General features: G+C 71.1%; 24 protein-coding genes and 2 tRNA genes. 7 read left to right on the top strand and 19 right to left on the bottom strand.

Going from position 1 to position 25,429, the window contains the following annotated elements; genetic code table 11:
• The first annotated feature begins 80 nt into the window (after positions 1-80).
• Positions 81-1,331, top strand: coding sequence for a SorT family sulfite dehydrogenase catalytic subunit (gene sorT / locus EU555_RS09165; RefSeq protein WP_245524214.1), 1,251 nt, complete (start codon positions 81-83; stop codon positions 1,329-1,331).
• A gap of 70 nt (positions 1,332-1,401) precedes the next feature.
• Entirely contained in the window at positions 1,402-1,737 is a 336-nt protein-coding gene (sorU, locus tag EU555_RS09160; protein WP_135414364.1) for a SorU family sulfite dehydrogenase c-type cytochrome subunit, read from the top strand.
• Between the two features lie 57 nt (positions 1,738-1,794).
• On the opposite strand, the gene EU555_RS09155 is transcribed toward sorU, so the two are convergent.
• The gene (locus EU555_RS09155; protein WP_135414363.1) at positions 1,795-2,841 is read right to left on the bottom strand and encodes a TerC family protein; all 1,047 of its coding nucleotides are present in this window, start codon (positions 2,839-2,841) and stop codon (positions 1,795-1,797) included.
• A 231-nt stretch (positions 2,842-3,072) separates the two neighbouring features.
• On the opposite strand from EU555_RS09155, the gene EU555_RS09150 reads away from it, so the two are divergent.
• A complete protein-coding gene (locus EU555_RS09150; RefSeq protein WP_245524213.1) occupies positions 3,073-4,302 on the top strand; it encodes a BaiN/RdsA family NAD(P)/FAD-dependent oxidoreductase in 1,230 nt (409 codons plus the stop codon).
• Between the two features lie 137 nt (positions 4,303-4,439).
• On the opposite strand, the gene EU555_RS09145 is transcribed toward EU555_RS09150, so the two are convergent.
• Positions 4,440-5,357 carry a collagen-like domain-containing protein gene (locus tag EU555_RS09145; protein ID WP_135414361.1) on the bottom strand — a complete coding sequence of 306 codons (918 nt, stop codon included), beginning with the start codon at positions 5,355-5,357 and terminating at the stop codon, positions 4,440-4,442.
• 132 nt (positions 5,358-5,489) lie between these two features.
• Positions 5,490-6,035 (bottom strand): formaldehyde-activating enzyme, encoded by a 546-nt coding sequence (locus EU555_RS09140; protein ID WP_135414360.1) that lies wholly within the window; start codon positions 6,033-6,035, stop codon positions 5,490-5,492.
• Positions 6,036-6,180: 145 nt separating this feature from the next.
• On the opposite strand from EU555_RS09140, the gene EU555_RS09135 reads away from it, so the two are divergent.
• The gene (locus EU555_RS09135; protein WP_135414359.1) at positions 6,181-6,399 is read left to right on the top strand and encodes a hypothetical protein; all 219 of its coding nucleotides are present in this window, start codon (positions 6,181-6,183) and stop codon (positions 6,397-6,399) included.
• Here EU555_RS09135 and EU555_RS09130 read toward each other — a convergent pair.
• From EU555_RS09130 to EU555_RS09100, 7 genes are all read right to left on the bottom strand, one after another.
• Positions 6,393-6,818: a hypothetical protein gene (locus tag EU555_RS09130; protein WP_135414358.1), complete on the bottom strand. Its 426-nt coding sequence runs from the start codon at positions 6,816-6,818 to the stop codon at positions 6,393-6,395. The two genes, EU555_RS09135 and EU555_RS09130, sit on opposite strands and share 7 nt — an antisense overlap.
• 81 nt (positions 6,819-6,899) lie before the next feature.
• The gene (locus tag EU555_RS09125; protein WP_135414357.1) at positions 6,900-7,154 is read right to left on the bottom strand and encodes a hypothetical protein; all 255 of its coding nucleotides are present in this window, start codon (positions 7,152-7,154) and stop codon (positions 6,900-6,902) included.
• A 61-nt stretch (positions 7,155-7,215) separates the two neighbouring features.
• Positions 7,216-10,965, bottom strand: coding sequence for a methionine synthase (gene metH / locus EU555_RS09120; protein WP_135414356.1), 3,750 nt, complete (start codon positions 10,963-10,965; stop codon positions 7,216-7,218).
• A gap of 301 nt (positions 10,966-11,266) precedes the next feature.
• A complete protein-coding gene (locus tag EU555_RS09115) occupies positions 11,267-11,449 on the bottom strand; it encodes a hypothetical protein (RefSeq protein WP_135414355.1) in 183 nt (60 codons plus the stop codon).
• A gap of 28 nt (positions 11,450-11,477) precedes the next feature.
• The gene (metF, locus tag EU555_RS09110; RefSeq protein ID WP_135414354.1) at positions 11,478-12,392 is read right to left on the bottom strand and encodes a methylenetetrahydrofolate reductase [NAD(P)H]; all 915 of its coding nucleotides are present in this window, start codon (positions 12,390-12,392) and stop codon (positions 11,478-11,480) included.
• A 31-nt stretch (positions 12,393-12,423) separates the two neighbouring features.
• Complete coding sequence (locus tag EU555_RS09105) at positions 12,424-13,449, bottom strand: ArsR/SmtB family transcription factor (protein WP_135414353.1); 1,026 nt, start codon at positions 13,447-13,449, stop codon at positions 12,424-12,426.
• Between the two features lie 160 nt (positions 13,450-13,609).
• Positions 13,610-14,005 carry a phospholipase A2 family protein gene (locus EU555_RS09100; protein ID WP_245524212.1) on the bottom strand — a complete coding sequence of 132 codons (396 nt, stop codon included), beginning with the start codon at positions 14,003-14,005 and terminating at the stop codon, positions 13,610-13,612.
• 204 nt (positions 14,006-14,209) lie between these two features.
• Between EU555_RS09100 and EU555_RS09095 the strand changes: the two genes are divergently transcribed.
• The 3 genes from EU555_RS09095 (at position 14,210) to EU555_RS09085 (ending at position 16,967) form a co-directional block, all read left to right on the top strand.
• The gene (locus EU555_RS09095) at positions 14,210-16,627 is read left to right on the top strand and encodes a type IA DNA topoisomerase (RefSeq protein ID WP_135414352.1); all 2,418 of its coding nucleotides are present in this window, start codon (positions 14,210-14,212) and stop codon (positions 16,625-16,627) included.
• A 107-nt stretch (positions 16,628-16,734) separates the two neighbouring features.
• Positions 16,735-16,810, top strand: a tRNA-Phe gene (locus EU555_RS09090).
• Positions 16,811-16,894: 84 nt separating this feature from the next.
• Positions 16,895-16,967, top strand: a tRNA-Phe gene (locus EU555_RS09085).
• A gap of 230 nt (positions 16,968-17,197) precedes the next feature.
• Here EU555_RS09085 and cyoD (EU555_RS09080) read toward each other — a convergent pair.
• From cyoD (EU555_RS09080) to cyoC (EU555_RS09040), 9 genes are all read right to left on the bottom strand, one after another.
• On the bottom strand, positions 17,198-17,668 hold the full coding sequence (cyoD, locus tag EU555_RS09080) for a cytochrome o ubiquinol oxidase subunit IV (RefSeq protein WP_135414351.1): 471 nt from the start codon (positions 17,666-17,668) through the stop codon (positions 17,198-17,200).
• Positions 17,665-18,360, bottom strand: a complete 696-nt coding sequence (gene cyoC, locus EU555_RS09075; RefSeq protein ID WP_245524211.1) for a cytochrome o ubiquinol oxidase subunit III — start codon at positions 18,358-18,360, stop codon at positions 17,665-17,667. The genes cyoD (EU555_RS09080) and cyoC (EU555_RS09075) overlap by 4 nt, the downstream gene beginning before the upstream one ends.
• Positions 18,357-20,366: a cbb3-type cytochrome c oxidase subunit I gene (locus EU555_RS09070; RefSeq protein WP_135414350.1), complete on the bottom strand. Its 2,010-nt coding sequence runs from the start codon at positions 20,364-20,366 to the stop codon at positions 18,357-18,359. Before EU555_RS09070 ends, cyoC (EU555_RS09075) begins: the two co-directional genes overlap by 4 nt.
• Before the next feature lie 2 nt (positions 20,367-20,368).
• Positions 20,369-21,310 carry a ubiquinol oxidase subunit II gene (gene cyoA, locus EU555_RS09065; RefSeq protein ID WP_135414349.1) on the bottom strand — a complete coding sequence of 314 codons (942 nt, stop codon included), beginning with the start codon at positions 21,308-21,310 and terminating at the stop codon, positions 20,369-20,371.
• A gap of 341 nt (positions 21,311-21,651) precedes the next feature.
• Entirely contained in the window at positions 21,652-22,188 is a 537-nt protein-coding gene (locus EU555_RS09060) for a response regulator transcription factor (RefSeq protein WP_135414348.1), read from the bottom strand.
• Between the two features lies 1 nt (position 22,189).
• The gene (locus EU555_RS09055; protein ID WP_135414347.1) at positions 22,190-23,557 is read right to left on the bottom strand and encodes an ATP-binding protein; all 1,368 of its coding nucleotides are present in this window, start codon (positions 23,555-23,557) and stop codon (positions 22,190-22,192) included.
• Between the two features lie 87 nt (positions 23,558-23,644).
• Positions 23,645-24,400: an SURF1 family protein gene (locus tag EU555_RS09050; RefSeq protein WP_483466645.1), complete on the bottom strand. Its 756-nt coding sequence runs from the start codon at positions 24,398-24,400 to the stop codon at positions 23,645-23,647.
• Positions 24,397-24,792 carry a cytochrome o ubiquinol oxidase subunit IV gene (gene cyoD, locus EU555_RS09045; protein WP_135414346.1) on the bottom strand — a complete coding sequence of 132 codons (396 nt, stop codon included), beginning with the start codon at positions 24,790-24,792 and terminating at the stop codon, positions 24,397-24,399. Before cyoD (EU555_RS09045) ends, EU555_RS09050 begins: the two co-directional genes overlap by 4 nt.
• Positions 24,789-25,421 (bottom strand): cytochrome o ubiquinol oxidase subunit III, encoded by a 633-nt coding sequence (gene cyoC, locus EU555_RS09040; protein ID WP_135414345.1) that lies wholly within the window; start codon positions 25,419-25,421, stop codon positions 24,789-24,791. Before cyoC (EU555_RS09040) ends, cyoD (EU555_RS09045) begins: the two co-directional genes overlap by 4 nt.
• Positions 25,422-25,429 lie beyond the last annotated feature (8 nt).

Below are 25,429 nucleotides of genomic sequence, written 5' to 3'. Positions count from 1 at the left end.
TCGCGCGCCGGGCGCTTGACGGCCCGACGGCGCGCGGCAGACAACATCTCCCCCAAAAGAACAGAACGGGAGGATGTGGCGTGCCCGAGGCGACGAACCTGCACCGACGGACCTTCCTCGCCGGCTCCGCCGCGGGGGCGATGACCGTGGCTTCCTCCGCGCGCGCGCAATCCCCCGCCGCGGAGGCGCCCAAGCCCGATGCCGGCAAGCCCGATGCCGGCAAGCCCGGCGCCAAGGGATTGCCCGCGTCCCTCGCCTGGAAGGACCCGAACGCCTTCATCGTTCACTCCAACCAGACGGTGGAGACGAAGCGCGGTCACACCGGCAGCGGCGTCATCACGCCCGTCGGCCGGCTGTTCATCCGCAACAACGTCAATCCGCCTCCGGACAGCATCGTCGCCGACCGGGACGCGTGGCGGGTCGAGATCGCAGGGGTGGCGAGCCCGCGGACGCTGACGCTGGCCGAGCTGAAGCGCATCGGCCTCGCGAGCGTCGCGACCGTCCTGCAATGCTCCGGCAACGGCCGCAAGTACATGCAGGACGCGCTGCAGCCGGGCCAGACGATCCCGGGCACGCCCTGGACGGTCGGGGCGGCCGGCTGCGTGATCTGGAGCGGCGTGCCGCTCAAGGCCGTTGTCGATATGCTCGGCGGCCCGGCGGGCGGCGTGAAGTTCGTCACCGGCACGGGCGGCGAGGACTTGCCCGCCGGGCTGAAGCCCAAGGACGTGATCGTCGAGCGCTCGGTGCCGATCTCGACCCTCGACACGGTGCTGCTGGCCTGGGAGATGAACGGGGAGCCCCTCCCGCTGGCGCATGGCGGCCCGCTGCGGATGATCGTGCCGGGCTACTCGGGCGTGAACAACATCAAGTACGTGAAGACCGTGGCGCTGACCGAGGCCGAGACGGACGCCAAGATCCAGGCCGCGAGCTACCGCATGCACGGCGTCGGCGAGAAGGCCGCACCCACCCAGCCCGCGATCTGGGAGCAGCCGGTGCGCTCATGGATCACCGGCCCCCTGGACGGGGGTGCAGCGGGTCGCACGGTCGTCACGGGCGTCGCCTTCGGCGGCATGCACGCGGTGGCGCGCGTCGAGGTGTCGACCGATGGCGGCCGAAGCTGGACCGACGCGCCGCTCGTCGGCCCCGATCTCGGCCGCTACGCCTGGCGGCACTTCGCCCTCGCGCTCGACCTGCCGGCCGGACGGCACGTCCTGGCGAGCCGGGCGACCGACGCGGCCGGTCACGTCCAGCCCGAGGACACGGCGCCGAACGGCGGCGGCTACAGCTACAACGGCTGGCGCGGACCGGCGGTCAGGATCGAGACCACCTGAGCGCCCTCCCGCCGCCCTCGGCCCGCATCCCGGCGATGCGGGCGCCCTGCCTACGTCCCGAAAGCCCTCGATGAACGCTCCGCCTCGCCTGGTCCTGGCTCACCTCGTTCTCGGCCTCTCCCTCGCCGCATGCCCCGCCGCCGCGGACCCGGCACGCCTCGCGCTCGGCAAGCGCGTGTTCACCGAACTCGCCGAGCCGCAATGCGGGATCTGCCACACGCTCGCGGATGCGGGCACGAAGGGGGAGGTCGGACCGAGCCTCGACACGTTGAAGCCGGATGCCGCCCGGGTCGCAACGGCGGTGACGAACGGCATCGGCGTGATGCCGGCCTTCGAGGCCCTGACCCCCGAACAGGTCGCGGCCGTCGCCGGCTACGTCGCGTCGGTTACCGGGGCGACGCGATAGGCGAGCGGGCGCTCCACCCTGCCCGGCAGGAGGGGCGGTGCAGCCGCCCCCCGTCCATCACCCGTGGCTGCTGCCGAGCCGCTCGCGCGGCGCGCCAGCCTGGGGCGGAACGGCGGCCGGCGCCTCGGCCGCGCCGCGGGTGCGCCACAGGCTGTAGACGATGCCGCCGGCGAGCAGGACCACGGTCACCACCAGCGCGACCCAGGGCTGGATCTCGACCAGCTCGAACGTGTCGGCGACCACGATCTTCAGGCCGATGAAGATCAGGATCAGGGCGAGCGCGCTCTTGAGGTAGGCGAAGCGGTCGACCATGGCGGCAAGCGCGAAGTAGAGCGCGCGCAGGCCGAGGATCGCGAAGATGTTCGAGGTATAGACGACGTAGGTGTCGGTCGTGATGGCAAAGATCGCCGGCACGCTGTCGACCGCGAAGATCACGTCGGCGCCGTTGACCAGCACCAGCGCCAGGGCGAGCGGGGTCAGCCAGCGCACCGGCTGGCCGGTCTTCGGGTCGGGGCGGCGGGTGGTGAACTTCTGGCCGTCGAGCTCGTCGGTCACCCGCATGTGCCTGCGCATGAAGCTCGTGAAGCGGTCGGCGGACTTGCTCTCGCCCTCCTCCTCCTCGCCCGAGACCAGCATCTTGATGCCGGCATAGATCAGGAAGGCGGCGAAGATCGTCAGCACCCACTCGGCCTGGTGCACGAGGGCGGCGCCGAGGCCGATCATCAGGCCGCGCAGCACGATCGCCGCCAGGATGCCCCACAAGAGGACCCGGTGCTGGGCGTTGCGGGGGATGCCGAGATAGCCGAAGATCACCGCGATGACGAAGACGTTGTCCATCGACAGCGACTTCTCGACCACGAGGCCGGCGAGATACTCCTGGCCCGCCTGCGGGCCGATGTACCACCACACCCAGCCGCCGAAGAGGAGCCCGAGGCTGAGGTAGAAGGCGGTGAGGAGCAGGCTCTCCTTCACGCCGATCTCGCGGCTCTTGTCGCGGTGCAGGAGGCCGAGATCGAGGGCGAGCAGGATGAAGATGACGGCGTGGAAACCCAGCCACATCCAGACCGGCTTGCCGAGCCACGTCATGTACAGGAAATCGACCATCGCGGGACCGTGATGCTTCGAGGAAGAAAGCATCGGCTCCGACATCACGAGCGCGAGAAGCGCAGCTCGCCAGAGGGGCCCGCAGCCGATGGGCCCGACTTATGTCCCGGATGGCGGCGGATCAAGGGCAGCGGCGCGCGACGGCCACGCTCTTATTTTTCGTGTCGCAGCGGGGCGTCCGGTTGACAGGGCCGGCTAGGTCACGGCCTTGGCGGGGGCATGACCGAGCCCATGACCCAGCCAATCACGGAGCCGGGCGCCCGCGTGGCGGTGATCGGGGGCGGGCCGGCCGGCCTCTTTGCCGCCGAGACCCTGGCCGAGGCGGGCCTGCGGGTGACCGTGATCGAGCGGATGCCCTCCCCGGCCCGCAAGCTGCTGATCGCCGGGCGCGGCGGCCTCAACCTCACCCACAGCGAGCCGCTGGAGCGCTTCCTCGCCCGCTACGCGCCGCAGGAGCGACGCCTTGACGCAGCGATTCGCGCCTTCCCGCCGCAGGCCCTGCGCGACTGGTGCGAGGCCCTGGGCCAGCCGACCTTCGTCGGCTCGAGCGGCCGGGTGTTCCCGGACGCCTTCAAGGCCTCGCCGCTGCTGAGGGCCTGGCTCGCGCGGCTCGATCGCCTCGGCGTCATCCTGCGTACCCGCACCCGCTGGACGGGCTGGGACCGGGACGGGGCGCTCGTCCTCGCGGGCGCGGCGGGGCCGGAAACCTTGCGGGCCGACGCGACAGTGCTGGCGCTCGGCGGGGCGAGCTGGCCGCGCCTCGGCTCCGATGGCGCCTGGGTGCCGGTGCTGGAGACCGCGGGCGTTCCGGTGAGCCCCCTGCGCCCGGCCAATGCCGGCTTCACGGCCGCGTGGTCGCCGGTCTTCGCCGAGCGGTTCGCCGGCGCGCCGCTCAAGCGCATCGCGCTCCGCCTCGGGGCCGATCAGGTGCGGGGCGAGGCGGTGATCACCCACGACGGGATCGAGGGCGGCGCGATCTACGCCCTGTCGCGGCCGATCCGCGAGGCGATCGAGGCGCGGGCGGAGGCGGTGGTGGAGGTCGACCTGCGGCCCGACCTCGACATCGCCGCCCTCGCCCGACGCCTGGCGGCGGCGCGGCCGAAGGAGTCCCGCGCCACGGTCCTGCGCAAGGCCGCGGGCCTGAGCCCGCCAGCGGCGGGCCTGCTGCGCGAGGCCGCGCGCGAGCTCCCGGCGGAAGCCGGGGCGCTGGCGGCGCTGATCAAGGCGGTGCCGCTGCGGCTCACCGGCCTGCGGCCGATCGAGCGGGCGATCTCGAGTGCCGGCGGCGTCGCCTTCGCGGGTATCGACGACCGGTTCATGCTGCGGGCCCGGCCCGGCACCTTCCTGGCCGGCGAGATGCTCGACTGGGAGGCGCCGACCGGCGGCTACCTGCTCCAGGCGAGCTTCGCCAGCGGCCGGGCGGCGGCGGGGGGAGTGCTGGACTGGCTCGGCAGGCGCTGACGACCCGTCCGCTCCGTCACCTGCCGTGACGATCGGACGGGCCACACGCCGATCCTCGCTCTGTCATCCCGTTTCCGCTCTGCGGCTCCGGGACGACCCTTGAGGTGCCGATTTGGCCGCGGGAGCCGACCGCTTCGTCAGAGCTTCGCGCAGAAGCCCACCATGCCGGAGCTGTCGGAGGCGCACATCGCCACCGCCTCGCCGCTCTCGCGGCGGGTGAAGCTCGGGCTGCCGCCGCGCAGGCAATAGGCCGACACGAAGGTCTCGCCCTCGTCGCAGGTCAGTTCGCAATGGGGCTTGGCGCAGCCGTCGGTGCGCAGCATCCGGAACGGCAGGCCCGCCGTGGTCGCGGCCGTCGCCGCAGCCGGCGACCCGGCCGGTCCCTGCGGGCCTGCCGGACCTTGAGGGCCGCGCTCGCCCTTGGGGCCTGACTCGCCGCGGGGGCCGGCGGGGCCCGCCTCGCCCTTCGGGCCCGCCTCCCCCTTCAGGCCGGCCTCGCCCTTCGGGCCGGGCTCGCCCTTGGGACCAGCATCGCCCTTGGCACCCGGCTCGCCTTTCGGGCCCGTATCGCCCTTGGGACCGGCATCGCCCTTCGGGCCGGGCGGACCGGCGAGGCCGGCCATCCCCTGCGGACCTGCCGGCCCCTGCGGGCCGGTGGGGCCTGGCTCGCCCTTCGGGCCCGACGCACCGGTGGCGCCGCAATTCGCCACCGCGATCTCGCGCGACATCTCGCCGGCCTTCAGGGTCGCGACGCAGTTCTGCGGCACGTAGGGCACCTTGAAGGCGAAGCGCCCGCGCTTGTCGGCGGTGACCGGGATGTCCTCGTCCAGGGTGACGACCACGCCGCCCTTGCCGACGCTGCCGGAGACGCGCAGGTCCCCGCCCTCGATCCGCGCGTCCCAGACATTGATGCCGGCGGACTGGGACGGCGCGGCGGCGCGCTGGCCGGGCTGGCCGGACGGTGCTGGCGGCGGGGGCGACGGCTGCTGCGCGAGGCCCGGGCCGGACAGGACGGCGCAGGCGGTCAGGATCAACGCGGCGCGGAATGGACGCATCGTTCAGCCCCAAGGCGTGATGGCACGGTGTGATGGACGGCCCGCGCGCGGAGTCGAGGTGGCGGGCGGCGCACCTTGCGGCGCTGTCAAGCTGCGGTCAACTGCGCAGGGCGCGATGAGAAGGGGGCCTCGTCAGCCCTCGTCGTCGAGCACGCCCTCGAGAGCGTAGTGGCGCACGGTCCGGCGGTTGGCGATCAGCTCGTCGACCGTCGGCTCGCCCCTCAAGGCCCGGGCGATGGCGAGCTTCGTCGCCTCGTAGTTGGTGCGGTAGAGATCCTTGCGGTCGAGGTTCGGGTCCTCGGCGCAGCGCGGGTCGAGCCAGATCATGATGATCATGCACAGCTCGTCCAGCCCGTCGCGGGGCAGGATGCCCTCGATGATGCAGTCGACGATGGCGTCGCCTGTCGCGGCCTGGACCACGCCGCCGAGGAGCTCGACATATTCCGCGGTGTGGATCGTCGCCTTGGTGGTCATCATCGTGGCGGGGCGCACCAGCTGGTTGATGTCGCGCACCACGAACATCCGGGTATGGCCCTGGACTTGCCCCATCATCGACGCGAAGGCCTGGCCGACCGGCCCGCGCACCGAGCCGATCAAGACCTCGGGCATCGCGTCGGTGTACTGGCCCTCGGCCGCCAGCACCGTGGCTTCGCCGGTCCGGAAGACGATCTCGCTCATCGGCGATTCCTCGGTTCGATCCCGGGGCGGATCGACCATACCGGCGCCGGAACCGTCAACGGCCGCGAACCCATCGACCTGTCCGGAAATTGGTCTATAGGGCCGATGGCTGGGGCCGGGCGCCCCGAAGAGCTGATGCGGACGGATGAGCGATCGCGACTGGACCCTGCGGGTGACGCCGACCGAGGCGGGCGTGCGGCTCGAACTGGACCTCGCCGACCTCGACGGCGCCCCGGTCACCGCGGCGATCGCCCTCGACCGGGCCGAGGCGCGCCGCTTCGCCCGGGCGATGCTGGCCGCCGCGGGCGACGCCGCCGAGCGCACCTTCCCGCACCCGCCCGTCGACGGCGAGGGCCCTCAGTAGCGGCCGGGCAGGCGCGGCACCTTGGTGCCGGGCTTCTCGATCGGCTCGGCGCAGGAATAGACGAACTCGGTCTGGAGGTCGGTGAACACCGTCTCGCCGACGATGGTGCAGGTCTCGCGCGCCGTCTCGCGCAGGTAGGTCGCGGCGGCCTCCGAGAAGCGGCGCCGGCGCGTCAGCGCCGGGTCCTTGCCCTCGAGGCCGCAGCCGGCGATCTCGCGCAGGTTGTTCGAGACGATCAGGACCTTGCGCTGCTGGCGCTGGTCGTAGACCTCGTAGGGGTCGTTGCAGCCGATCGTGACCACCTGCGGGACGAGGCCGACATAGGTCTTCGAGATGTAGGAGAATTCGGTGCAGCCGGCCGCCGCCCCGATGGCACCCGCCACGGCGACGAGGGCGAGCCTCCCTGGTCCTGTCCGCATCCCCGACCCTTCCCGCCCGATCCGTCCGGCGCCCTCAAGCCCAAGCTTTGAGCCGGGGCGGGCGCGGCGGTCAAGCCCGGGTCAGGGCGTGGGGTCGTCCTCCACCGCGTCATCGGGGAGCAAAGGCGGCTGCTCGGCCGCCGCCCGCGCAAAGTCGTCGTCCAGCGGGCCGACGAGCCGACGCAGCCAATCCCAGTTCTCCGGGAATTCTATCGGCGTCTCGGGCATCTCGGGCCATGGCTCGTCCAATGCCGCCTCCACGTCGCGATCGAGCGGCTGAACGCGGTCCCGGAGCCAGTCCCAGCCGCCCGTCACCGGCTTCTCGGTCTCGCCCAATACGCACCTCCGGGGCTGTCCGGCCCTTCCTGAGGACGGGCCTCCCTCGGAGGCAAGGCCCCTACTCCGCCGCCGCCCGATATCGCGCCGTGTCGTAGTTCAGGATCGGCCCGAGCCAGCGCTCCACCTCCGCCACGTCCATCCCCTTGCGGGCGGCGTAGTCCTCGACCTGGTCGCGCTCGACCTTGGCGACGCCGAAATAGTGCGCGTCCGGATGGGCGAGGTAGAGGCCCGAGACAGAGGAACCCGGCCACATCGCGTAGGATTCGGTGAGCTTGACGCCGATGCGCGGCTCGGCCTGAAGCAGCGAGAACAGCGTCATCTTCTCGGTGTGGTCGGGCTGGGCCGGGTAGCCCGGGGCCGGGCGGATGCCGGCATAGGGCTCGGTGACGAGCTCGGCCGGGCTGTAGGCCTCGTCCGCCGCGTAGGCCCAGAACTCCCGGCGCACGCGCTCGTGCATCCGCTCGGCGAAGGCCTCGGCGATGCGGTCGGCGAGCGCCTTGACCAGGATCGAGCGGTAATCGTCGTTCTGGCGCTCGAAGCGCTCGGCGATGCGCACCTCCTCCAGCCCCGCCGTGACCACGAAGCCGCCGACATAGTCGGGCAATCCGCTCTCGGCAGGCGCCACGAAGTCCGACAGGCAGGTATTCGGCCGGCCGTCGCGCTTCGAGAGCTGCTGGCGCAGGCCGTGGAAGGTGGCGAGCGTCTCGGCCCGGCTCTCGCCGGTGAACAGCCGGATGTCGTCGCCCACGGCATTGGCCGGCCAGAAGCCGATCACCGCCTTCGGGTTGAACCAGCGCTCCTCGACGATCTGGCGCAGCATCGCCTGCGCATCCTCGAACAGGGCGCGGGCGGCCGGCCCCTGCTCGGGGTCGTCGAGGATCGCCGGATAGCGGCCCTTGAACTCGTAGGTCTGCAGGAACGGCGTCCAGTCGATGTAGGGGACGAGCTCGGCGACGTCGTAGCTGCGGAAGACCCGCGTCCCGGTGAAGGTCGGCTTGACCGGCCTGTAGGCCGACCAGTCGCCCTTGAACGCGTTGGCGCGGGCTTTGGCGAGCGGCAGGCGCTGCTTGTCGGCCTCGGAGCGGGCATGGGCCTCGGCGACGCGCTTGTACTCGGCGCGGACGCTCTCGATCGTCTGCACCTTGGTGTCGGGCGAGAGGAGGTTCGAGACCACGCCGACGGCGCGGCTGGCGTCGGTCACGTAGACCGCCTGGCCCCTGGCGTAGGCCGGGTGGATCTTCACCGCGGTGTGGACCCGGCTCGTCGTCGCCCCGCCGATGAGGAGCGGCACGTCGAAGCCCTCGCGCTCCATCTCGGCCGCGACGTGGACCATCTCGTCGAGGGAGGGCGTGATCAGGCCCGAGAGGCCGACGATGTCGACGTTCTCACGCCGCGCCGTGTCCAGGATCTTGGCCGCCGGCACCATCACGCCGAGGTCGATGATCTCGTAGTTGTTGCAGGCGAGCACGACGCCGACGATGTTCTTGCCGATGTCGTGGACGTCCCCCTTCACGGTCGCCATCAGCACCTTGCCGGCCGCCTGCCGGCCGCCGACGCCGCCATTGGCGGCTTTCTCCGCCTCCATGAAGGGCATCAGGTAGGCCACGGCCTGCTTCATGACGCGAGCGGACTTCACAACCTGCGGCAGGAACATCTTGCCGGCGCCGAACAGGTCGCCGACCACGTTCATGCCGGCCATCAGCGGACCCTCGATGACGTGGAGCGGGCGCTCGGCCTTCGCGCGCGCCTCCTCGGTGTCGGCCTCGATATACTCGGTGATGCCGTTGACGAGGGCATGCTCCAGGCGCTTCTCCACCGGCGCCTCGCGCCAGGCGAGATCCGCGCCCTTGGCCTGCGCCTGGCCGCCCTCCTTGAAGCGGGCGGCGGCGTCGAGCAGGCGCTCGGTGGCGTCGGGGCGGCGGTTGAGGACGACGTCCTCGCACAGCTCGCGCAGCTCCGCCGGCAGCTCGTCATAGACCGCGAGCTGGCCCGCATTCACGATGCCCATGTCCATGCCGACCCTGATGGCGTGGTACAGGAATACCGCGTGCATCGCCTCGCGCACCGGCTCGTTGCCGCGGAAGGCGAAGGACAGGTTCGAGATGCCGCCCGAGATATGGGCGTGGGGCAGCGTCTCGCGGATGATCCGGGCCGCCTCGATGAAGGCGACGCCGTAGCCGTTATGCTCCTCGATGCCGGTCGCCACCGCGAAGACGTTGGGATCGAAGATGATATCCTCGGGCGGAAAGCCGACCTCTTCGGTCAGCACCTTGTAGGCGCGGGTGCAGATTGCGACCTTGCGCTCGAGCGTGTCGGCCTGGCCCTGCTCGTCGAAGGCCATCACCACCACGGCGGCGCCGTAGGCGCGGCAGATCTTCGCCTCGGCGATGAACTTCTCCTCCCCCTCCTTGAGGGAGATCGAGTTCACGATCGCCTTGCCCTGCACGCATTTCAGGCCGGCCTCGATGACCGGGAACTTCGAGGAATCGATCATCACCGGCACCCGGGCGATGTCGGGCTCGGCGGCGACGAGGTTCAGGAACTCGACCATCGCCTTCTGCGAATCCAGAAGACCCTCGTCCATGTTGACGTCGATCACCTGGGCGCCGGCCGCGACCTGGTCGCGGGCGACGTCGAGGGCGGCCGCGTAGTCGCCGTTGGTGATGAGCTTGCGGAAGCGCGCCGAGCCGGTGACGTTGGTGCGCTCGCCGACATTCACGAACGGGATCTCGGGCGTCAGCGTGAAGGGCTCGAGGCCCGAGAGCCGCATCAGGGGCTTCACCGTGGGCACCCGGCGCGGGGCCTTGCCGGCGACGGCCCCGGCGATCGCCCGGATGTGGTCCGGCGTGGTGCCGCAGCAGCCGCCGACCATGTTGACGAGGCCGCTCTCGGCGAACTCGCCGACGAGCTTGGCCATCGCCTCCGGGCTCTCGTCGTAGAGGCCGAACTCGTTCGGCAGGCCGGCATTCGGGTAGGCGCAGACCAGCGTGTCGCAGGTGCGGGACAATTCGTCGATATGGGCGCGCATCTCGCGGGCGCCGAGCGCGCAGTTGAGCCCGAAGGTCAGCGGGTCGGCGTGGCGCAGCGAGTGCCAGAACGCCGTCGGCGTCTGGCCCGACAGGGTGCGGCCCGAGAGGTCGGTGATGGTGCCCGAGATCATGATCGGCAGGCGGGTGCCGGTCTCCTCGAACACCTGCCAGGCCGCCGCCACCGCCGCCTTGGCGTTCAGGGTGTCGAACACCGTCTCGATCAGGATGAGTTCCGCACCGCCGGCGATCAGGCCGCGCACCTGCTCGGCGTAAGCGTCGCGGACCTGGTCGAAGGTCACGGCGCGATAGCCCGGGTTGTTGACGTCCGGCGAGATCGACAGGGTGCGGTTCGTCGGGCCGATGGCCCCGGCGACGAAGCGGCGGCGCCCGTCCTGCTTCTCGGCCAGCACGGCCGCCTCGCGGGCGAGCCGCGCGCCTTCGCGGTTGAGGTCGTGGATGATCGCTTCCATGCCGTAATCGGCCTGGGCGATCGTCGTGCCCGAGAAGGTGTTGGTCTCGACGACGTCGGCGCCGGCAAGGAAGTAGTCGAGGTGGATCTGCCGGATCGCATCGGGCTGCGTCAGGATCAGGAGGTCGTTGTTGCCCTTCTGGTCGTGCGCGTGATCGCGAAACCGGTCGCCGCGGAAATCGCTCTCGCTCAGCCCGAGGCGCTGGATCACCGTGCCCATCGCCCCGTCGAGGACGAGGATTTTTTCCGCCGCGCGCCGGCGCAGGGCGGTCAGGATGTCGGCACCGTCGGCGGGGCGGAAATCGGTCATCGGGGTGGGGTTCCAGCGGGTCGGTCGGGCGGCGCGGGGCCGCGAAGGGAAGATGTGGGCCGTGTGGCAGCGGCCGATTCAGTAATTCGGCGGGGCGTCACCCCCGAACTCTTCGACAGAAAGGTAGGCGCGGGATCCCCTCTCCCGTGTGGGAGAGGGGTAGGGGTGAGGGTGACACGCTCCAGGATCAAGCTCTGAGCGTCACGCTGCCAGCACCACGCTCAGCGCTTTATACGGCAGCGTATCACCCTCACCCCCGGCCCCTCTCCCACACGGGAGAGGGGGGATCTCGCGCCTATTCTTATTCCCGGGCAGCCATGCGGGCTTCGAGCGCGGCGAGGCGCCGCTCAAGGTCGTCGAGCCGTGCCTCGATGCGCGCCGCGGCGTAGGTCCGGGCCTCCTCCAGGACCGCAGGCCGGGCGGAGGCGGGATCAGCCAGGATCTGGCTCAGCCGCGGAACGCTCACGTCCTGCGATTCGGCCAAGGCCGCCTCCCCTCGCGATGATCGATCGTCAGGCCGCCGCCTTCTCCACCGCCCCCGGCGCCGCGCGCAAGCCCAGCAGGTGGCAGATCGCGTAGACGAGGTCGGCGCGGTTCATGGTGTAGAAGTGGAAGTCGGTGATGCCGCGGTCGACGAGGTCGAGCACCTGCTCGGCGGCCACCGCCGCGGCCACCAGCTTGCGGGTGGCGACATCGTCGTCCAGGCCCTCGAAGCGGGCGGCGAGCCAGTCCGGCACCGAGGAGCCGGTGCGGCGGGCGAAGTTGGCGGCCTGCTTGAAGTTCTGCACCGGCAGGATGCCCGGGATGATCGGGATGGCGATCCCGCGCGCCTGCACCCGGTCGAGGTAGCGGAAGAACAGGTCGTTGTCGAAGAAGAACTGGGTGATGGCGCGGTCGGCGCCGCAATCGACCTTGGCCTTGAGCGCGTCGAGGTCCTGATCGAGAGAACCGGCCTCCGGGTGGCGCTCGGGATAGGCCGAGACCGAGACCTCGAAGTCGCCGACGCGCTTGATGCCGGCGACGAGGTCGCAGGAACGCTCGTAGCCCCCCGGATGCGCCGTGTAGGCGGTGCCGACGCCCTCGGCCGGATCGCCGCGAAGGGCCACGATGTGGCGCACGCCCGCCTCGTGGTAGGCGCGCACCACGTCGTCGACCTCACCCTTGGTGGCGGCCACGCAGGTGAGGTGGGCGGCGGGCTTCAGCGCGGTCTCGCGCACCAGGCGCGCCACGGTGTTGTGGGTGCGCTCGCGGGTCGAGCCGCCGGCGCCGTAGGTCACCGAGACGAAGCTGGGACCGAGCGGCGCCAGGCGCTCGATCGACGACCACAGGGTCGCCTCCATCTCCGGGGTCTTGGGCGGGAAGAACTCGAACGAGACCCGGATCGGGCGGCGGCTCTCGCGGCTCGGGCGGAAGGCGGTGGCGTACATCGGCGGCCTCAGGCGGAAAACGGGTGGCGGATCAGGCGACGGCGCGGTCGGGCAGGCCGGGACCGATCCGTTGATCGGCCCCGATCTGTCGATCGGCCGCCGCCTCCGGGTGGTGAGCGAGCCAGAGCGTGACGGTGAGCTGGTGCTCCGCGCCGCCGGTCGGGGCGAGGTGGCGCAGCCGCAGGTCGGTGAGGCCGGCCTCGGCGAGCCAGCCCGACACCTGCTCGGGCGCGAAGCCGAGGCGGCGATGCGCCTCGTCCTCGCGCAGGAACTCGAGGGTGTGGGGCGCGAAATCGACCACGAGGAGGCGGCCGCCCGGGGCGACGAGGCGGGCGGCCTCGCGCAGGGCCCGGGCCGGGTCGTCGAGGTAGTGCAGCACCTGGTGGATCAGCACGAGGTCGAAGCTCGCCCGGCCGAAGGGCGGCGCGTGGATGTCGCCCTGGCGCAGGTCGATGCGGGTCAGGCCCTGGCGCTCCAGGTTGGCGCGGGCGACCGACAGCATGGCGTGGTTGGCGTCGAGCCCGGTGGCCCGGGACGCCCGCCGCGCCAGGAGCCCGAGCATCCGCCCGGTGCCGGTGCCGAGATCGACGAGGCTGCCGACCGGGCCCTCCCCGAGCACGTCGAGCACCGCCGCCTCGACGGTCGCCTCCGGCACGTGGAGCGAGCGCACCCGGTCCCATTGCGGCGCGAGCCGCGCGAAGAAGGTCTGGGCGGCTTCCGCCCGCTGCGCCCGCACCGCCTGGAGCCGGGCCCGGTCCTCGGAGAGCGGCGGCTCGGCGGCGTCGAGCGCGGCGATGAGGGGCGCGACCAGCCCGGCCACGCCCTCGCGCAGGCGGAAGAAGGCCCAGGCGCCCTCGCGGTGGCGCACCACCAGCCCGGCCTCGACCAGGAGCTTGAGATGGCGGGAGATCCGCGGCTGCGACTGGCCCAGGATGTCGGTGAGGTCGGAGACCGACAACTCGCCCTCGCCGAGCAGCACCAGGATGCGCAGGCGGGTCTCCTCGGCGGCGGCCCGCAGCACGCTCAAGGCGTCCGCGAAGGGAATCGTGGCGCTCATTCCGGCGGGCTCCTCGCCTCCGATGCGAAACATAAAGATATCTTTATGTGAGCGGAGACGATGGCGCAAGCGCCGTTTTCGAGGCGTCGGCACCCGGGAACGACATCGCCCCGGCGCGGGGCACGCGCCGGGGCGATCGGACGAGGTGACGACGACAAGTTCAGCGGCAGGGCAGCTGGGTGGCGCCGGCCGAGACGAGGCCGGCGAGGCTGCGCAGGTCGTCGGGGTTGCGGGGATTGCGGGCCACCGCCTCCGCCTCGCGCTGGAGCCGGGCGTGGCAGGAGCAGGTCGGCAGGCCGCGGCCGCGCGGCGGGGTGCAGGCGTCGTGGCGCATGCAGGCGGCGTCGAGGGCGTCGACCGGCGGCAACCCGGGTCCGCGGCTCCCGGGCCCGCAGTAATTGCCATGGAACACCAGGGAGTCGCTCGGGATGTCGACGCCAGCCGGAAGCTCGACCCCGAACGGCAGCCCCTGGGCCGCCGCCGGCCCGGCGGCCAAAAATGAAAACGACAGCATCGTGACGGCCGCCACCAGTCTTGAACGGGCGATCTTGCGCATGGGACTTGGTCTCGTCTGTTTGCCTCAAGTCCAGGATGCCACAATCGGCAAGCTTCGCAATGACGCCCCGTGCTGACCTGTGTGTCCCCGCACCTCCGCAGTGGCGCACCAGGGCGTCCGGCCGGACGTTGACCGACCGGCCCGGCTTCCGATATGTTCTTGCTTCGTTCGGGCACCGCCGCCCGCAAGGAGCGCCGAGCGGCCATGGCGCAGGCCCCCTCCCCCGGCAAGACCCCGGCCGGCAAGACGCCCCCCGGCACGCCATCCTCAGGCAAGACGCTGTTCTTCTTCGAGAAGCCCTCGGCGATGCGCCAGGTGCAGCGGTTCTTCCGCTCGGCCAGCACGGTCTGCGTCGCCGCCGAGGGGCACCTGCTGGAGGTGGCCGAACCCGGGGAGATCCGGCCGGACTGGAAGCCCTGGCGCTTCGACGCGCTGCCGATCGCCCTGGACCGCCTGCCCGTCGCCCCCGGCCACGGCCGCTCTGGCCAGTCCCACGCGCCGAAGCTCGCGGCGATCCGCCAGGCGCTCGCGGGGGTGGAGCGGGTCATCATCGCCACCGATCCGGGCCGCGAGGGCTCGATGATCGCCTGGGAGGTGCTGGAGCATCTCGGCTGGCGCGGGAGGGTCGACCGCCTGCGCCTCGGCGCCCTCGACGAGGTCTCGATCCGCCGTGCCTTCGGGCTGCTGGCGCGGGAGGACGATTCCGGCGAGCGCGACTACGCCGCCTATCTCGAGGCCCTGTGCCGGCAATACGAGGACTGGCATCTCGGCCTCAACGGCACCCGGGCGGTGTCGCTGCGCCTGCGCCCGCCGGCCTTCCGCGAGCCCTGGCGCTTCGGCGGCGTGCAGACGCCGACGCTGGCGATCCTCGCCGACCTGGAGGAGCGCATCTGCACCTTCGTGCCGCGCGACTTCTTCAAGATCGCCTTGCCGGTGACGACCGAGAGCGGCGCGAGCCTGACGCTCTGGCACGCGCCGAAGGAGAAGATCTTCGACATCAAGGACGCCGAGGCGATCCGCGACGCGGCCGATGGCTGGTCCGGCCCGCTCGCGGTGATGCAGAAGGACGTGCGGCGGGCACCCCCGAAGCTGTTCTCGAAGGACACGCTGGCGCGCGCCTGCGCCAAGCGCTTCGGCTGGGACCCGCAAGTCACGGCGCGCCACGCGCAGGCGCTCTACGACAAGGGCTTTCTCAGCTATCCCCGCACCGAATCCGTGCACCTGCCGGACTCGCAAGCCAAGGACGCGAGCGCGGTGCTCGCGGCGATCGCCGCCGCCGACACGGACCTCGCCACGCACACGCCCGCGACGCCGCAGATCCGCCGCGGGCCGAAGGGCCACTACGTCAAGGACCCGGGCGAGCACCACGCCATCGTGCCCTTGCGCAAGGTGCCGGGGCCGGGCGACGTCGCGCCCGACGCGCGGAAGCTCTGGCTCCTCGTCGCCAAGACCTTCCTCGCCGCGCACATGGCCGACGGGACCGACGCCCGCACCACGGTCACGGCCGAGGTCGCGACGCCGCGGGGGCCGAAGCGCTTCGCCATCACCGGCAGCGTGGTGACGGTGCCGGGCTGGCGCGCGCTCTACGGCACCGAGGCCGACGAGGACGAGGTCGTGCCCGGCAAGGCGAGGCCTGACGACGAGCCGACCACCGGGCGCCTGCCGCCGGTGCGCGACGGCGAGGCCGGAACAGGCGGCGCACCCACGATCGAGACCGCCCGGACCGAGCCGCCCCGGCGCATCACCCGGGGCGAGCTGCCGGTGGTGATGGGCCGGCTGATCGACCAGGTCGAGGATCCGACCCTGAAGCGGGCGCTCGAGAACCCCGCCAACCCGACCGAGCCCAAGGGCCTCGGCACCGCCGCGACGCGCGACGCGGTGCTGCCGAAGCTGATGAAGAGCCACTACGTCACGCTGCTCAAGGGCAAGGACCCGGCGATCACCGTGACGGAGGCGGGCCTCGCCTTCGTGGCCGCGGTCCGACGGGTGTTTCCGGCCTATGGCGACCCGGTCGGCCGGGCGGTGTTCGAATCGGAACTCGCCGAGATCGGCCGGGCCGCCACGAAGGCCGAGGCCCTGCGCCGGGCCGACGCCTTCCGCCGGCGCACCCGCGAGCGGGTCGAGGCGCTGATCGGGGCCGTCTCGGGCGCCGAGCGGCTGGCCGTCGCGGGCGAGGCCCCGCCCCGCGGCGGCCGGGCGCCGAGTGCCGCGATGGTGTCGTTCGCGCGCTCGCTTGCCGCCCGCAAGGGCATCCCCCTCCCCCCGGAGGCCACCCGCGAGGCCGGGGCCTGCCGGGTCTTCCTCAACACCCATGCGGGACCGAGGACCCCGGCGGCCGAGGGGGCGACCCGCCCGCCGACCCCGGCCATGCTGCGCTTCGCCGCCTCGCTGGCCCGCGAGAAGCGCCTGGAGGCGCTGCCGCCCGAGGTCGAGACCGACTTTTCCGCCTGCCGCGCCTTCCTCGACGCCCATGCGGGCGGCGAGGGCCGGCGCCCGGAGGGACAGACGACGTCTCCCCGCGACGCGCCGGCGAAGAAGACCCGCACCCGCCGCCCGCGCGCCGCACCGAGCCCGGGCCGCGCCCCCCGCCGGCGCCGCGCCGCCGGCCACGGCGAGGGGTGAGCCGGCGCCGGCACACAATCGCCCGCGCGCCCGCACGAGACGGCTGGACAGGGGATCCGGGCGTCTCTATACCGCCGCTCAACGCCGCTGCCCCGCGCAGCCGGCGGGCCCGGGTAGCTCAGTTGGTAGAGCATGCGACTGAAAATCGCAGTGTCGGCGGTTCGACTCCGTCCCCGGGCACCACTCCTCACAGTCTGACGTGAGTGGTGCCGTCCCTCGACGGGGACGATCTCTGGTGCCTTGACCTCCGCCTCGCGCGGCCGGTGCGCCCGGGTAGCTCAGTTGGTAGAGCATGCGACTGAAAATCGCAGTGTCGGCGGTTCGACTCCGTCCCCGGGCACCGTTCAGACGACCGTGTATCCTACGATGACGATCGTGTATCCTACGATAATGCTACGAGCGATCCGAATTCTGTTCGTGCCATAGGTTTGCGGCCGCGATGCGATCGTTCGGCTGTCGCGACGGCGCTGAAATACTCAGCCTCATCCCGGGTCTCCGCCTCCGGTCCGCGCCGGAATAATGCGAAGTGTTGCACCTGCGCGTGACTGTCCGGCTCGCAGGGTCAGCCGCTCAATGGTGCCCGCCGCCCCCGTGCTGCATCGGCACTCCCTTCTGCGGCTCCGGCTGCAGCGGCACCCCCTTCTGCAACGGCATCCGCACCCCGCCCTCCACCGGCGCCATCATGTTATAGTTCATGTGGTGCATGATCCACACCGACCCGCCGAACAGCAGGAAGACGATCAGCACGCCGAAGGCGAGCGCCATGATGTTGTTGGTGTTGTCCGGCCCGCTGGTCAGGTGGAGGAAGAACACCAGATGCACGCCCATCTGGGCGATGGCGAAGGTCAGCAACGCGACGGGGATCGCCGGCGCCCACATGACCTTGGTCTGCGCGACCCAGAACGACGCGGCGGTGAGGAGGGTCGCGAGCGCGAGCCCGATCAGGTAGCTGCGAAGCCCGGCGCCGAACTCCTCGTGCGGGTATTCGTCGCCCGGGGCGACGTCGGCATGGGCGCGGTCGTCGGTGTCGGTGTGGCTCATGTGGCGGCCCCCATCAGGTAGACGACCGTGAAGACCGCGACCCAGACGATGTCGAGGGCGTGCCAGAACAGCGAGAAGCACATCACCCGGCGCAGGATGTCGGGGCGGAACCCCTTGGCCAGCACCTGCGCCATCATGGTGAGCAGCCAGAGCAGGCCGGCCGTGACGTGCAGGCCGTGGCAGCCGACCACGGTGAAGAAGGCCGACAGGAAGGCGCTGCGGGTCGGGCCGGCGTCGCGGGCGACGAGGTCGGTGAACTCGCGCAGCTCCAGCGCGAGGAAGCCGGCGCCGAACAGGAAGGTCACCGCCATCGCGGCCTGGAAGGCGAGGGGTCGGCGGGCGTTCAGCGCCAGGGTGGCGATGCCGCAGGCGAAGCTCGACAGGAGCAGCAGGCCCGTCTCGATCGCCACGTTGGTGAGGTCGAACAGCTCGGCGCCGGTCGGGCCGCCGGCGGTGCCGCCCTGCAGCACCGCGAAGGCCGCGAAGAACGCGGCGAACATCACGATGTCGCTCAGCAGGAAGATCCAGAAGCCGTAGCCGACGACGATGCGCTTCGGGGCGGGACCGCCGATGCCGCGCCCCGGGGCGCGGGTCTCCCCTTCGCCTGCGGCGTGGTGGCCGAGGTGGTTGGGGTCGCGCCGCATCGGCACCACCCCCGGGACGGCACCCGGCATGGCCGCGGAGCTGCTCATGCGGCCTCCTTGCGGCGGGCCTGCTGGAGCGCCTCGAGGCGGCTCGCCCGGTTCCGGCGATTGATGCGCGCGACGGCGTCCGCCGGGATCTCGTACTCGACCCGGTCGCGCCAGGCGAAGACCACGAAGGTGGCGAAGGCGCCGGCGAGACCCAGGGCGGCGAGCCACCAGATGTGCCAGATCATCGCGAAGCCCACGAGGGTGGCGAAGAAGGCGCAGACGAAACCGGTCGGGCTGTTGAGCGGCATCTCGACCGGCTCGTAATCCGGCTCCTCGCGCAGCCGCGCCTGCTCGCGGGCGCGCTGCTTGATCGCCCAATAGGCCTCCTCGCCCTCGACGCGCGGCATCACCGCGAAGTTGAACGAGGGCGGCGGCGAGGCGGTGGCCCATTCGAGCGAGCGGCCGTCCCACGGATCGCCGGTGACGTCGCGCAACTGCTCGCGCCGGCGGATGCTGACGACGAGCTGCACCACCTGGCAGACCACGCCGAACACCATCACGATCACGCCGAGGCTCGCCGCCACGATCCACGGATACCATTCGGCGACGGAGAAATGCTGCAGCCGCCGGGTCATGCCCAGCAGGCCGACGACGTAGAGCGGCGTGAACACCCAGACGTAGCCGACGAGGGAGAACCAGAACGCCGCCTTGCCCCACCACTCGTCGAGGGTGAAGCCGAACGCCTTCGGGAACCAGTAGGTGTAGCCCGCGAAGGCCGCGAACACGACCGCGCTCACCATCACGTTGTGGAAGTGGGCGACCAGGAACAGCGAGTTGTGCAGCACGAAGTCGGCCGGCGGGATCGCCAGCAGCACGCCGGTGGCGCCGCCGACCACGAAGGTGACGAGGAAGGCCACCGACCACAGCATCGGCGTGGTGAAGCGCACCCGCCCGCCATACATCGTGAACATCCAGTCGAAGATCTTCACGCCGGTCGGCACCGCGATGATCATCGAGGTGATGCCGAACACGCCGTTGACGTCGCCGCCCGGCCCCATGGTGAAGAAGTGGTGCAGCCAGACCATGAACGAGAGCAGGCAGATCGCCAGCGTCGCCCAGACCATCGAGCGGTAGGCGAAGAGCGGCTTGCCGGAGAAGGTCGAGATCACCTCCGAGAAGACCCCGTAGGCCGGCAGCGCCAGGATGTAGACCTCCGGATGCCCCCAGGCCCAGAACAGGTTCATGAACAGCATCGAGTTGCCGCCGGCCTCGTCGGTGAAGAAGTGGAAGCCGAGGTAGCGGTCGAGGGTCAGCATCGCGAGGGTCGCGGTCAGGATCGGGAAGGCCGCGATGATGAGCATGTTGGAGGCGAGCGCGGTCCAGCAGAACATCGGCATGCGCAGGTAGCTCATGCCCGGCGCCCGCATCTTGAGGATCGTAGTGACGAGGTTGATCCCGGACATCAGGGTGCCGATGCCCGAGATCTGGATCGCCCAGAGATAGTAGTCGACGCCGACGCCCGGCGAGTAGGTGACCTCCGAGAGCGGGGGCGACGGCCACCAGCCGGTGCGGGCGAACTCGCCCACCACCAGCGAGACGTTGACGAGGAGCGCGCCGGTGGCGGTGAGCCAGAAGCTGACCGAGTTGAGGGTCGGGAAGGCGACGTCCCGCACGCCCAGTTGCAGCGGCACCACGAAGTTCATCAGCCCGATCATGAACGGCATCGCGCCGAAGAAGATCATGATCGTGCCGTGGGCGGAAAAGATCTGGTCGTAATGCTCGGGCGGCAGGTAGCCCGGGGCGTTGTAGGCGAGCGCCTGGTGCGAGCGCATCAGGATCGCGTCGGAGAAGCCGCGGATCAGCATGACGAGCCCGAGGATCACGTACATCACGCCGATGCGCTTGTGATCGACGCTCGTGATCCACTCGCGCCAGAGGTACGGCAGCCAGCCGGCGACCGCCACCCAGGCGATCACGCCGAGGAGGACGACGCCCACGAGCGCCGCGGCGACGAGCGGGATCGGCTGGTCGAAGGGAATCGCCGACCAGGTCAGCTTGCCGAGCATGCTCACGAGCCCCCTTTGGGTTTGACGGTCGGGGGGGCGCCGGTCTCGGCCCCCTGCGCGGGGCCGGGGCCCTTCGGGATGGTCTGGTCGACGATGCGGGCGAAGAGACCGGGCTCGAGGCTGCCGTAGGTGCGGGGCGCGTCGACGGTGCCCTGCCGGGCGAGCTCGCCATAGGCCGCGGTGTCGAGTCGTGGACCGCCCTTGGCGCCCTGCACCCAGCCGGCGAAGGCTGTGTCCGACACGGCACGGACCGGGAACTGCATGTGGGGGAAGCCGTCGCCGCTGAAATGCGTCGAGAGGCCGTGCAGCGTGCCCTCCTGATCCGCCATCAGGTTGAGCTGCGAGGTCATGCCCCGCATCGTGTAGATCATGCTGCCGAGCCGCGGCACGAAGAACGCGTTCCAGACGCTGCTCGAGGTCAGGACGAACTGCACCGGGGTGCCGGCGGGCACGACCAGCTCGTTGACCGAGGCGACCTGCTGGTCGGGGTAGAGGAAGAGCCACTTCCAGTCGAGCGACACGACCTGCACCCGCAGCGGCGTCCTGTCGGAGTCGAGCGGCACCGCGGGGTCGAGCCGGTGCGCGCCGATCCAGGCGATGCCGCCGAGAAAAACGATGGTGAGGAACGGCACCGACCAGATGACCAGCTCGATCTTGCCCGAGAAGGCCCAGTCGGGCCGGTAATGCGCCCGCGTGTTCGAGGCGCGGAACCACCAGGCGAAGGCGAGGGTGCCGATCATCGTCGGCACGATGATCGCCAGCATGATGATCGACGCGACGATCAGGATGTTGGCCTCGTCGGAGCCGACCGGCCCCTTGGCGTTGAGCAGGCTCATCTGGCAGCCGGACAGGACGAGGCCTGCGGCGGCGATGGCGCCGAGGTGGGGAAGCGCGGCGGACACTCTCGCCTGCCGGCGCTGCGGCCGGGCTGCGTCGCCTCTCATCGCGGGGTCGCTGCGACAGATGCGGGGCAAGACTCGACGATGTCTTCGCGGTGCTGGCTGCGTCGCATACGGCTCTCCAGCGCGTCCGGTCGATCGACGGGCGATCGATCGGACGATCGGGCTTCGTTGTGCCGTCGAACGGGCCCGCCCTGCACTGATGCATGTTAAGACGAGGACGATTGACGAACCTCAAGCGAGGCCTTTAGCCAGCAAATATCTGAGATCCAGCTGCCCTTGACTTTGCTCTATGCAATCCTACCACGCGCACGATAGCAGGCCCGACGGGCATCAGTGACGGGTCCCGAGGCCTGATGGGACCGGCGATGATCCCGCCGCAGGCCTTACTTGACCTGCTGCTTCTCGAGCTTGCGGGCCAGCGTCCGACGGTGCATCCCGAGCCGCCGGGCGGTCTCCGAGATGTTGAAGTCGGTCTCGGCCAGGGTCTGGTGGATGCGCTCCCATTCGAGCGTCTTGATCGAGGTCGGCCGGCCATCGAGCGAGACGTCGACGTCGCCCGCGGCCTTCGAGAAGGCGGCCTCGATGTCGTCGGTGTTGGCGGGCTTGGCGAGGTAGTGGCAGGCGCCGAGCTTGATCGCCTCGACGGCCGTCGCGATGCTGGCATAGCCCGTCAGCACCACCGTCAGGGTGTCGGGATCGTGGTCGTGCAGGGCCTTGACGCAGGCGAGCCCCGATTCCCCGTTGAGCTTCAGGTCGACGACGGCGTAGGCGGGCGTGCGCTCGGCGAGCAGCGCCTCGAGGGCCGCGAGGCCGACGACGCTCACCACCGTGTAGCCGCGCCGCTCGAGGGAGCGGGTCAGGGTGGCGGCGAAGCGGTCGTCATCCTCGACGATGACGAGCAGGCGGTCGTCTTCGGGCATCTCACACCGTGAGACTGGAGAGCGGCAGGCTGAGGGTCACGACGGCGCCTCCGATGCTGCGGTTGCGGGCCTCCACCGTGCCCCCGAGCTTGCGCACGACGTTGACGACGAGGAAGAGCCCGAGCCCGCCGCCGAGGCGGCCCTTGCTCGATGTATAGGGCTGGCCGAGCCGCGCCAGCATCTCGGGCGCGAAACCCGGACCGCGGTCGGTGACCGAGAGCCGCAGGGTGTCGCCCTCGCGCAGGACCGCCAGCTCGACGAAGTCCGGGGACATGTCCAGCGCGTTGTCGAGGACGTTGAACACCACCTGCTTCAGGGCGGTGTCGGAGACGATCTCCTCGTCCTCGCCGAACGCGTCGCGGACCTGCAGGGGGGCGCAGGCATGCATGCGCCGCCAATCGACCACGAGCTCGGTGACGAAGGCGCGCACGCTGGTGAGGTGGGGCGCCTCCCCGCGGGCGGCGCCGGCGGCGAGCAGGATGCCGGTGACGATCGCCTTGCAGCGCCCGACCGCCTCCTGCATCTCCTCGATCTCGCGGGCGATGTCGGGGGACGCCGTGAGCTCCGGCATCCGGCGCCAGTCGCCGAGGATCACCGAGAGCGAGGAGAGCGGCGTGCCGAGCTCGTGCGCCGCGCCCGAGGCGAGCAGGCCCATGCGGACGATGTGGTCCTCCTCCGCCGCGCGCTGGCGCAGGTCGGCGAGCCGGGCATCCTGCCGGCGCAGGTTGCGCGAGACCCGGGTGACGAAGACCGCGATCAGCGCCGCGTCGATCACGAAGCTCACCAGCATGCCGATGAGGTAGAGGCGAAACAGGTCGCCCTCGCCGTCGCCCTGCGGCAGCACCAGCGGCCGGTAGACCAGCATCAGGAGCCCGAGAGCTGCGGTGGTGATGGCGACGAGGCCGATCGTCGCCCGGCTGCTGAGCAGCACCGCCGCCAGGGTAAGCTGGAGCAGGAACAAAGAGGTGAACGGGTTGGTGGCGCCGCCGCTCAGGGAGAGCTGCACCGTGAGCGCGACCACGTCGAGGAGCAGCGCCACGAACAGCACGCCCTCGGTGACGCGCCCACCCCGGACGATCCACCCGAGGCTGACGAGGTTGAGCAGCACGAGCCCGACCAGCACCACCGCCATCGCGCCGAGCGGCAGCACGACGCCCAGCACCCCCTGCGCCACCGCGATGGTCATGACCTGGCCGGCCACCGCGATCCAGCGCAGCTGCACCAGCAGCAGCAGGTTCTGCCGCCCGCCATCGTGGTCGTCGAGGGCGCCGGGCTCCGGCAGACCGGCCGGCGTGCCGGCACCGAGCCGCCGTGCCGCCTCGGCCAGGATCTCGCGGGCGGTCCGCTGCAGGTCAGCCCAGTCGGTCATGGGAGGACCGTTGGTGCGCGCCCGCGAGAACCCTCCCCCCGCAGCGGGGGAGGGTTCTCGCGCGCGCCATGCCCGGAAAAACCCTCCTCACCCTGGCGGTGCCTCCCGCAGCAGCCGATACACCGCGTATCCCGACATGATCGCCAGCCCGAACCACGTCAGCGCGTAGATCAGGTGATGGTTGCGGAACGCCACCACGGTGAGCCCGCCGACCGGCTGGCCGGGGCGGTTGCCGGAGGCGTCGGCGTCGATGAAGTAGGGCGCGACCTCGCCGAGGCCGCGGGCCGCCGCGATCGCCGCGGTGTCGCGGGAATACCAGCGGTCGTTCGCCGGATCGTTGCTGCGCAGGAACGCCCCGCCGGGCTCGGGCATCCGCAGGAGGCCGGTCACCGTCGCGGCTCCCGCCCCCTCGCCGGGGGTGGGCTGCCAGTCGGGCGGCACGAAGCCGCGGTTGATGAGGATCGCGTCGCCGGTCGCGGTGACGAGAGGCACGAGGAGCCAGGAGCCGGCCCCCTTCTCGGTCACGGCCATCACCCGCACGGCCTGCCCGGGGAGGAAGCGGCCGGTCGCCGTGACGCGGCGGTACTCGTCGGCCTCGCGGGAGAGCGTCGGCCAGGCCGGCCGGCCGGGGGCCGGGACAGGGCTGGCCGCGAGCCTGGCCTCGACGCGGGCGATGAGGTCGAGCTTCCAAGCCCGGCGCTCGACCTGCCAGACCCCGAGGGCGACGAAGAGCGCCGTCGCCAGGAGCGAGAGCGCGACCAGGAGGAGGCGCTTGGCCTGCGTGGCAGGCCGGGGCGGAACCGTCCCGGCCAGGGATTGCGGAACGCCGGTGGGCCCCGTCACGGCATGGTGCGCATGTCGCCGGGCGACATCGGCATCATGTTGGTGTTGAGGTGGTACATCACCCAGAGCGAGCCCGAGAGCGCGATCACCACCAGCACGACGGTGAAGATCAGCGCCATCATGGTCCAGCCGCCTTCCGAGCGCGCGTTCATGTGCAGGAAGTAGACCATGTGGACCAAGATCTGGGCGATCGCGAAGGCCATGATGACGATCGAGGTCACGCGGGAATCGGCGAACACCTCGGCCATCACGAGCCAGAACGGGATCGCCGTCAGGATCACCGACAGGACGAAGCCGGTGATGTAGCCCCGGCGCGAGCCGTGGGCGGCCTCGTGATGGTCGTGGACGACCTCGACGTGGACCTCGTCGGAGGCGGGCGCGCGGGCGCTCATTTGAGGGACCCCATCAGGTAGACGAAGGTGAAGACGCCGATCCAGATCACGTCGAGGAAGTGCCAGAACATGCTCAGGCACATGAGGCGGCGGCGGTTGGCCTCGATCAGGCCGCGCTGGTGCACCTGCACCATCAGGGTCACGAGCCAGATCAGCCCGAAGGTGACGTGCAGGCCGTGCGTCCCGACCAGGGTGAAGAACGAGGACAGGAAGGCGCTGCGCTGGGGCGTGGCGCCCTCGTGGATCAGGTGGGCGAACTCGTAGAGTTCGAGGCCCACGAAGGCGAGGCCGAAGGCGCCGGTGACCGCGAGCCACCGCTGCGTCATGCGCTGGTCGCCCTTGTCCATCTCCAGCATGGCGAAGCCGTAGGTGATGGAGGAGAACAAGAGCATGGAGGTGTTCACCGCCACGAGCTTGAGGTCGAACAGGTCCGCCCCGGACGGGCCCGCCGCGTAGTTCCGTCCGAGCACGCCGTAGGTCGCGAACAGGATCGCGAAGATCAGGCAGTCGCTCATCAGGTAGAGCCAGAACCCGAGCATGGTCCCGCCCTCGGCGTGGCCGTGCTCGTCGTCCGTGACGTAGAAGTGCAGCGCGCCGTCGTCGGCCGCGGCCGTGTGTGACTGTGCCATGCCGGGGT

Origin of the sequence: Methylobacterium nonmethylotrophicum (assembly GCF_004745635.1) — a bacterium.
In the GTDB taxonomy this organism is placed as follows: domain Bacteria; phylum Pseudomonadota; class Alphaproteobacteria; order Rhizobiales; family Beijerinckiaceae; genus Methylobacterium; species Methylobacterium nonmethylotrophicum.
Note: the sequence above shows the minus strand (reverse complement) of the source record. Positions and strands in the feature narration are given on the sequence as shown.